Genomic DNA, 8932 nt, shown 5'->3' on the forward strand with positions numbered 1-8932 from the left:
CAGCAACCAGAAAGTACCGCAAAGGTACTAAATAAGAAACGGGAAACAGCCGAGCAAAAACAAGTTTTACAAACTATAAATGTTACTGAGAGCCCACCAGAAAAAAGGCAAGGAAAGTTGCAAACGCAATCTTCTAAAGTATTGCAACACAGCAACCAAGAATTTCAACAACAAGAAAGTACGGTACAGAGGGTAGATAGGCACTCTAAAACATCTAAACAGAAACAATTTTCACAGACTACAAGTGCTCTCCAAAGCCCACAAGAAACAGGGCAAGAGAAATTACAAAAGCAATCTTCTAAACAGTCTCAACATATTAATCAAAAGATTCGACAACAAGATCTAATCAAAGAAGTTCAGAAACCAAAGGCAGTAAAAACATCTCAACAAAAGCAATTAGAGCAAACTGAAAAATCACTTTTAAAAGAAAGCGAAAAAAAGTTCAAAAAATTATTAACTGATAATCCAAAAGTTCAAAAGGGAATACATTTTATTGGAAAACTCGGTAAAGATTCCTTGATTGCTACAAAGGCTGAAGTTAAAAATTCTTTAATAGAGGCCAAAAACACCTTGAAATATGGTACTAAAACTCTTGCAGGTGCTACAAAAAACTCTGTAAAAGGTGGTATTAAAAAGTATCAAAAAGCATTAGAACAAGGTGATGATGGCGTTAAGGTAGCCAGTCAAGGGGTTACTAAAGGTTATAGATTAACCAGGAAAGGGTTTAGATTAGCCAAAAAGGGTGTTCGAAAATTAAGGAAAAAAAGGCAAGAAAAACTTTATATAAAAACACTTGATAAAGGGAAAATTGAAAGCCTCAAAAAATTAAAAAAGCTAGAGAAAAAGCCTAGCGTAAAAAAACTAACGAAAGCAACAGTAAAAAAATTAACGAAAGTAACAACAAATGTAGCAGGAAGTAGCGCTTTAAAGTATCAAGAACAACTAGAAAAAGGTGACGAGGGCGTAAAATTAGCGAGTCAAAGTGCCACGAAAATTGCTAGAGCTACAAAAAAGCTCGCTAAAAATAGAATTAAAGCAAATGCGAAATTAGGGAAAATGGGTAAGCAACAAAGCAAGCTAATACCTTTCCCTAAAGATACAAAGCTCAAAGTAGAGTCTAAGACTAACCTAAAGAAAAAAGCTATTAAAAAGAAAATGTACTACTCTCCACTTCGAGACAAGAATAAGGCAAGAGCCCTTACGAGTATTGCATCTAACGTTAAGGATCAAGTTGCTAATTTACTCAAAAGTTTAGGGAAATTTAATCTTCAAAACGTCAAAAAGCTAATAGGAACTAAGGTTGCAGCAATAGCTGGCGGTGCATTTACTGGTGCTTTCCCAATAATAATTGTTGGAATCATCTGTTTATTAATTGCAGGTATGTTGGGTGCCGGATCAAAGTCACAAGAACAAATCAGTGGAAACGTTGGTGCTTCAAAAAACTTATCTCCTGAAGTTGAAAAATGGCGAGCATTAGTTGAAAAAGAAGCCACTGCACAAGGCATGCAAGATTATGTCAATTTACTTTTAGCTATAATACAGATCGAGAGCGGAGGAACAGGTACTCGCGACATTATGCAGTCTTCCGAGTCTGCTGGTTATGGTAGACCAAATGTATTTCAGACAGAGGAAGAGTCCGTTCGACAAGGTGTAAAGCATTTAAAAGATTGTTTGCTAGCCCTAAAAGCTTTTAACATGGGTTATGAAAATAATGTTAAGGCATTAGCACAAGCCTACAACTATGGTAATTATTTCGCAACATGGCTTGGTAAAAGAGGGGGAGAATATTCCCTTGAGGTAGCTGAAGAATACTCACGAACTGTAGTAGCCCCAAGTTTAGGAAATACTACTGGGATTACTACACCTTACGTCAACGAAACATCGGTTCGAGTAGGTAAACCCTATAGATATGTTGATGGAGGAAACTTCCATTATGGTGAGTTAATTAGTGAGTACATTGGGGGTCCTGGTGCAAATATTTCAGGAGATTTCAAAACAGTATTAGCAGAAATTGAGAAGTTTCAAGGATGGCCGTATGTATGGGGCGGTAAAAATCCAACTCAAGGATTTGATTGCAGTGGGCTCACATCTTGGGGCTTAAAGCAAATTGGAATTGATTTACCATCATACGCACTGACTCAATATGAGTTAACTGTACCAATTAATCCAAGTGAAGCACAACCAGGTGACTTAATCTTCTTTAAGGGCACTTATGATGGTCCAGATCATATTTCTCACGTTGGGTTTTACATCGACGAAAACACTATGTATGACAGTCAAAATGCTGGGATTGGTTATCACAACTGGAAAACCCCATACTGGCAACAACATTTCGCTGGAATCCACAGGGTTAAAAGATAATAGTTTTAAAAAAGTATTAAGGAGTGGTTTTTTTGTCAGGTCGCATCAAAAAATTAGAGGAAAAAATCGCAAAAAGAGAACAACGAATTGAAAAATTACAAGACAATTTGAAAGACGAAAAAAGTCGATTAGCTACAGATAAAGAACTACTGTTTAATCTGAAATATAGTGAAGTGTTAAGACGGCTGCAAGAAACAGGAGTAAGTCCTGATGAAGCACTAAAGGCAATTGATAATGAAGTAGAAAAAGGCCAAGTTGGAACTGATGTGAAAGAAGATAACCAAAATAACAGTACTAAGCGAGAAGGAGCTCAAGGTTATGTTCAAACTTACTAGACGATTGTTTTTCACAACATTATTAATGGGTTCACTGTCATTCGGGAGTGTTTCCAATTTAACATACGCAGAAGAAAATAAATCTGAAACACAAAAGGTAACAGAAAATAAATCCGTAGGAGAGCCACCTTCTGGACCAGATGTTAAGGGTGAAAAGAAAGAACAAGAAGTCGAAGCTCAAACACCTGCAAGTGTTAACGGAAAAAAAGTTGATGGTACAGGGACCGTTACAGACTTTACAACAAGCGGTTCTAAAGCATTTTATACAATCACCGATAAAGATAGTAATGTATTTTACTTAATTGTGGATTTAGATAAAACCCAAAATAATGTCTATTTTTTATCAGATGTTAAAAAGACAACACTAGATGGTACTGCAACTGCTAGTAAAGATGGTACAAGCGCTAAACCGAATGTACCAAATCAGAAACAAGCAGAAGCTGAGAAAGCAAATACTCAATCTGCAACAGAAAAACCGAAAGAAGAAAGTAACAACAATTCGTTTCTTCTAATTGTATTATTGATTGCTGTGGTTGGGGTTACTTTATATTACTTCTTAGTTATGAAAAAGAAAAAGAATCAAACCAAGGCAAATGAAGATGAAGAAGTAATGGAAGATGATTACTATGAAGATAATTTTGAAGATGAAAGAAAGAAAAATAATAAGGAAGATTAATAAATGCTGATTAAAGCCTATATAAAGAAGCATATGTTTCATCTTCCTACTCTTAATAATCAGATATTAGAAATGCAAGTTGTACAGGCCTTAAATATAAAAGTTGATAAATCAAGAATTTCAAAGCTATATCCTCTTACAAAAATAGAAGATAATGAAAATATTTTAATCAAAAAACAACATACAAATATCTTCTTACTAAACTTATTGCTTTTAGTATTAAATCACAATAAAAAAAACATTGCTGTTCAAGAGTATTACAATAACGAATGTATTATTTCAAAATTAGAAGAAGAAACAAATTTAGAATTAAAAAATATAACCTTTGACAACTTAGAAAAAAATATTATGGCGTATTTAACTTCTTCTAATCTAGATGAGCCCTCTGAAGTAATCGATATGCTGGATCAAATGATAAAAGCAAACGAAAACAAGGAGGATTCAGCTCTTGAAAATGTTGAGTTTAGTTTGGATTGGCTAGAAAAGGCACAAAAAGAATTAAACAGAAGGGATTAATCATATGTGGGAAAAGTCAAAGCGGGTTTTAGTAAGTAGTGTTCTATCACTTTCTCTAATAGGTAACACAACAGTCCTTGCTACTGTAAATAATCCTACACAAACAAAAGAAAATGAAAATATTGCTCGGAATTATTTAAAAGTGAGCTATGAAGGTAAAGTTTTATTCCATGAACTAATACCATCCAAAGCGATGATCCAAGTGCTAAATGAAAATAATGATGTAGTTGAAAGTACGGTATTAACTAGTGATAAAGAAATGAACCTTGAAAAACCGAAGGTTAGTAATGGGAAAATGTTAAGTTACTGGTCAATTGAAATGAAAGATGGAAAATTACTTATTAAACCAGTCTTAACAACTAAAGAGGAATTTTCAGTGAAATTCTATGTTAAAGATGTAGGTGGAAATTTATTAGAAAATCATGCGCAAGTAAAAGAAGTAGTGAAAAGTGCTACTAAAGATACAAAACTAAAAGATATTTTACCAGATATAAATCCAAGCACAAATTATAAATTTACAGGGTGGTTTGAAGCAGTAGATAAAGGTGATGGAAAAAAGGTAGAAGAAAAACTACAGGATATTGATAATAAAAAAATTACCGATTCTAATGGTGAATATTACGCTAAATTCTTCTCTGATTTTAATAACAATGGGATTGACGATAAAACAGAAGAAATTACGGTGAATTTTGTAACAAATATAGAAGAACAAATTGCACCTGTAAAATTAAATATCGGTCAAAAAATTAAAGCGCCTAAACTGTCTAATAAAGACAAGATTTTCATCGGTTGGTATACAAATGCTGAGTTAACAAATAAATTTAGCAATGACAACTTAAAAGACTCCATTACTCTTTATGCAAAATGGGAAAACGCTGAAAAAGTAATCACTGAATCTGAAAAAAAGCCAATTACAGATAAAGATGTTTCAGATCAGGTTGAAAAAATTTTAAATGAACGTTTTAAAGAATTACAAGAAGCCCAAACCAACACAGAAAAACCTAACGAAACTACAACCGAGGTACCAAATAAAGAAACAACGGGAACAACAGAGAAATCTAACGACAGCAAAGGTACAGCCACAAATAGCAATCAAAAATCGGATGCAAACAATGCAAAAACTAATAATGGTAATGTTATTCCCCCTACAAATAATCCATGGGGAGGTTCGATGCAAAACGATACTAAGTTAAAAGATTATGTAACTTCAAACAGTTCAAATAATAATAAAGTTAGCGTATACACTGAAAAAAAATACGTGTTTAAAAATAAAAATATTGGCGAGAAATACATGGTCAAATTTTTAGATGCAAGTGGCGCATTTGTTTCTAGCCTAACGCTACCCTATGGAAGAACAATTAAAATATTAGATGAAAACGAAAATTCTCATGAAGAATATGCGGTTCGACAAGATACCACAATTAACCTGGATACAGAAAGATACATTAATAAAGGTTCAACATTTTTGGGACTGGATACACGAACCGTACAAGTGAATGCAACAGAAATAACAGAAATATATCCAACTACCGCAAAGAACAACTCAAACAGTTTTTTATACAAAAAAGATGAAAAAAATAACCAAAATAAAGATTCAAACAATCAAAATATAATAATCGCATTAATTACAGTTGCGGTGATCTGTATCATATTAGGAACATTTTTATTCTTCAAAAAGAGAAAAAAGAAAGAGAAGAATCAAGAACAAAACATTAATATGTAAAAGGCGGTAAAGGCTATGTTAGATATATATATTGTTATTCAAGTAGTATTACTTTTGATAGGCTTACCCCTTTTAATACAAGGCGGTTTAAAACTTATCAAGTATTATAAAATAGATGTTTTACTATCTATTCTTATAAAAAATGAATTACCAAATACAAATAAAGAAAAGGGGAAAAAATAATGCAATTTTTCAATACTGGTGTAGATGTATTACAAAAATTAGTTATCTTAATCGGTGCAGGTTTAGGTGTATGGGGAGTTGTAAACTTATTAGAAGGTTATGGTAATGATAACCCAGGGGCAAAGTCACAAGGGATGAAACAGTTTATGAGTGGTGCTGGTATTGTTTTAATCGCAACATTACTCGTTCCTTCATTAAAGGGTTTATTTAGCTAAGTCAAGGTTACGCAAAAAATAGATAGGGGGAAAAATAATGCAATTTTTTAATACTGGTGTAGATGTATTACAAAAATTAGTTATCTTAATTGGTGCAGGTTTAGGTGTATGGGGAGTTGTAAACTTATTAGAAGGTTATGGTAATGATAACCCAGGGGCAAAGTCACAGGGGATGAAACAGTTTATGAGTGGTGCTGGTATTGTTTTAATCGCAACGTTACTTGTTCCTTCATTAAAGGGTTTATTTAGCTAAGTCAAAGTTAAACAAAAAGAGGGCGAGTAAAATTACTCGCCCTTCCTTTATATATAAGATTCATAAAAATAGAACGGTAAAATCCATGGTAACACCGCTAAAATAGGCATTCAACACAGTACAATTTAAAATGTTAAAGAAGGAGTATTACAATGGAAAAAATCAAGGAAAATAAAGCTTATATTATTCTTGGTGTAATTTTGTTTATTCTATTAAATTACCTTTTTTATTACTTTAGGGTAACTTTTGAAGGTAATACACTTGCTGCATTTGATTATTTGTTTTCAGAACCGCAATATCTCTTATACGCTTTTCCTTTGTCTTTTGACGTTATTGACTTGTTCGTCCCAATGTTTACAGTAGTATTTGCTGTATACGTTGTGATCGACAAGAAAAATAATAAAAAGAAATATAAAAAAGGTGCTGAACATGGTTCAGCGCAATGGGGTAGTGTTCAAAAAGATTTGAAAAATATGTATGACGAAAATGACCAATATAATAACATTATATTTTCAAAGAATACAAAGCTTAGATTAGACGATAAAGATGCTCCCTTTGATGTACGACGTAATAAAAATGTGACAGTAATCGGTGGGTCTGGTAGTGGTAAAACACGATTCATAGTTAAACCAAATATGTTACAGATGAATGCAAGTTTTGTAGTTACAGATCCAAAAGGGACGATTGTGAATGAACTAGGCATGGCATTAAAAAATGTAGGAAAATATAAAATTAAGATATTTAATACCATAAACTTTGCAAAAAGTATGCGATATAATCCATTAAAGTATGTGTACAACGAACAAGATATTTTAAAACTTGTTAATACTATAATGGCGAACACAGAAGGAGAAGGTTCAAAAAAAGGGGAAGATTTTTGGGTAAAGGCGGAAAGACTACTATATCAGGCGTATTTAAGTTTAATCGTTTCAAAATTCCCTAAAGACGAACAACATTTAGGAACATTAATTGATTTAATTTCATATTCAACGGTAAAAGAAGATGATGAGGACTATAAAAATCCTATAGATTATCTTTTTGAAGAATTAGAAAAAGAGGATAATACTCACTTTGCTGTAAAGCAATATAAATTATATAAAAACGCTGCTGGTAAAACAGCAAAAAGTATTTTAATCTCTTGCGGTGCAAGGTTAGCTCCATTAAATATCCCTGCACTTCGTGATTTAATCTCAAAAGATGAATTAAACCTCGATACACTTGGAGATCAAGGGCGTAAAACAGCATTATTCGTTATTGTACCTGATACAGATTCTACATTTAATTTTATTGTATCTATAATGTATTCACAGCTGTTTAACATGCTTTGTACAATTGCAGATGAAAAACACAGAGGTTCATTACCAACTCATGTACGATTTATACTAGATGAATTCGCTAACATTGGATTGATTCCAAACTTTGAAAAATTAATTGCAACCATCCGTTCACGTAACATTTCAGCAACTATTATTTTACAAACGCTCTCACAGCTGAAACCAATTTATAAAGACAGTGCTGATACAATTATTGGTAACTGTGATACGTCTATTTTCTTAGGTGGAAAAGAAAAGTCAACAATTAAATCTTTAAGTGAAGAACTTGGAAAAGAAACAATCAATGACTATAACGAAAGTAAAACACTCTCCAATAATGATAGTTTTGGGCAAAATTACTCAAAATTAGGTAGAGAGTTAATGACACAAGACGAGCTATTAACAATGGAGCGTGATACCTGTATTGTCCAAATAATCGGTAAAAGACCATTTAAAGATAAAAAGTATGATTTACATCAGCATCCACGATACAAATTCCACTCGGATGGAAAAAAATATTGGTTTGATATTGATAAGTATTTAGAAGCTCTGAAAAATCCAAAGAATCAGCAAAAAAGAAACGTACCTAATAATCAAACAAATCAACCAGAAGAACTAAAGCTAACAATTACAACTACAAAAGGTAGCTTCGAAATATAGCACATTTACAAATATACTTGTAAAAAGGATAGGGAAAATATTATAGAGTACTGTTCCTTATATTCGATACCGCAATATTTGTACTTAACAAAGTTGCTTTGTTAAGCAACTTTGTGCTTGAAATTGCTGCAAAACAACAAAGATATACTGTGATTTGATTATTCCTTAAATAGCAAAAAGAATTCTGGGATTCCAGAATTCTTTTTATTAAATTAATAAGGTATGTTATTTAATTTTTGATCCAATCCACTGTCCAAGTTCTCTACCCCATTTCATAGGATAATAAGACGCATTAGTTCCTGCCAATTTCGTTTTTCCACCATCAGTTTTTAATAACTCTTCTTTTGTTAATACCGTATATTTCTTTTTATTCATTATTGTTGCTCCTTATTATAGGGATATTTTATATGTTTTAATTTATAAATTATCCCTATCAATTTACAAAATTGATAGGGATGTTTTTAGTTTTTAGTTATTACCATTTACCGCCTGGCATACCATATTTATATTGTGCTTCCATTGCTGGTCCTTTACCTTTTGAATAATATTTAGCAGTGTCCCACATAATTTGTCCAGCTGTGTATACATCTCCCCAGCTAATACCGCCATTTACTTTTTCATTTTCTTCTTTATTAAGTACTTCTAATTTCATTGTATTTAGTTTCATGATATTTCCTCCTAATTGTGATATGTAGAA

General features: G+C 32.4%; 11 protein-coding genes. 9 read left to right on the forward strand and 2 right to left on the reverse strand.

The features are described 5' to 3' along the window. The 9 genes from BUA87_RS30770 to BUA87_RS29625 form a co-directional block, all read left to right on the forward strand. Positions 1–2361, forward strand: a 2361-nt coding sequence (locus tag BUA87_RS30770) for a lysozyme family protein (RefSeq protein WP_083530705.1), incomplete at its 5' end; no start/stop codon positions are given. 23 nt (positions 2362–2384) lie between these two features. Then, the gene (locus BUA87_RS29595; RefSeq protein ID WP_225989865.1) at positions 2385–2696 is read left to right on the forward strand and encodes a hypothetical protein; all 312 of its coding nucleotides are present in this window, start codon (positions 2385–2387) and stop codon (positions 2694–2696) included. Continuing rightward, positions 2680–3372: a CD1107 family mobile element protein gene (locus BUA87_RS29600; protein WP_072941935.1), complete on the forward strand. Its 693-nt coding sequence runs from the start codon at positions 2680–2682 to the stop codon at positions 3370–3372. The genes BUA87_RS29595 and BUA87_RS29600 overlap by 17 nt, the downstream gene beginning before the upstream one ends. 3 nt (positions 3373–3375) lie before the next feature. Then, entirely contained in the window at positions 3376–3888 is a 513-nt protein-coding gene (locus BUA87_RS29605) for a hypothetical protein (RefSeq protein ID WP_072941938.1), read from the forward strand. Between the two features lie 4 nt (positions 3889–3892). Then, complete coding sequence (locus BUA87_RS29610; protein ID WP_072941941.1) at positions 3893–5611, forward strand: InlB B-repeat-containing protein; 1719 nt, start codon at positions 3893–3895, stop codon at positions 5609–5611. A 15-nt stretch (positions 5612–5626) separates the two neighbouring features. Continuing rightward, positions 5627–5794: a hypothetical protein gene (locus BUA87_RS31510; protein ID WP_176545998.1), complete on the forward strand. Its 168-nt coding sequence runs from the start codon at positions 5627–5629 to the stop codon at positions 5792–5794. Then, positions 5794–6009, forward strand: a complete 216-nt coding sequence (locus BUA87_RS29615; protein WP_050845617.1) for a Maff2 family mobile element protein — start codon at positions 5794–5796, stop codon at positions 6007–6009. Before BUA87_RS31510 ends, BUA87_RS29615 begins: the two co-directional genes overlap by 1 nt. Before the next feature lie 37 nt (positions 6010–6046). Then, the gene (locus tag BUA87_RS29620; RefSeq protein WP_050845617.1) at positions 6047–6262 is read left to right on the forward strand and encodes a Maff2 family mobile element protein; all 216 of its coding nucleotides are present in this window, start codon (positions 6047–6049) and stop codon (positions 6260–6262) included. Between the two features lie 152 nt (positions 6263–6414). Next, positions 6415–8235, forward strand: a complete 1821-nt coding sequence (locus BUA87_RS29625) for a VirD4-like conjugal transfer protein, CD1115 family (protein WP_072941944.1) — start codon at positions 6415–6417, stop codon at positions 8233–8235. A gap of 225 nt (positions 8236–8460) precedes the next feature. Here the strand turns inward: BUA87_RS29625 and BUA87_RS31515 are convergent, their stop codons facing one another. Next, a complete protein-coding gene (locus tag BUA87_RS31515) occupies positions 8461–8610 on the reverse strand; it encodes a hypothetical protein (RefSeq protein ID WP_176545999.1) in 150 nt (49 codons plus the stop codon). Positions 8611–8710: 100 nt separating this feature from the next. Continuing rightward, the gene (locus BUA87_RS29630) at positions 8711–8902 is read right to left on the reverse strand and encodes a hypothetical protein (RefSeq protein ID WP_072941947.1); all 192 of its coding nucleotides are present in this window, start codon (positions 8900–8902) and stop codon (positions 8711–8713) included. Positions 8903–8932: the final 30 nt, after the last annotated feature.

The organism is Bacillus sp. bc15, assembly GCF_900142585.1.
Lineage (GTDB): Bacteria > Bacillota > Bacilli > Bacillales > Bacillaceae_G > Bacillus_A > Bacillus_A cereus.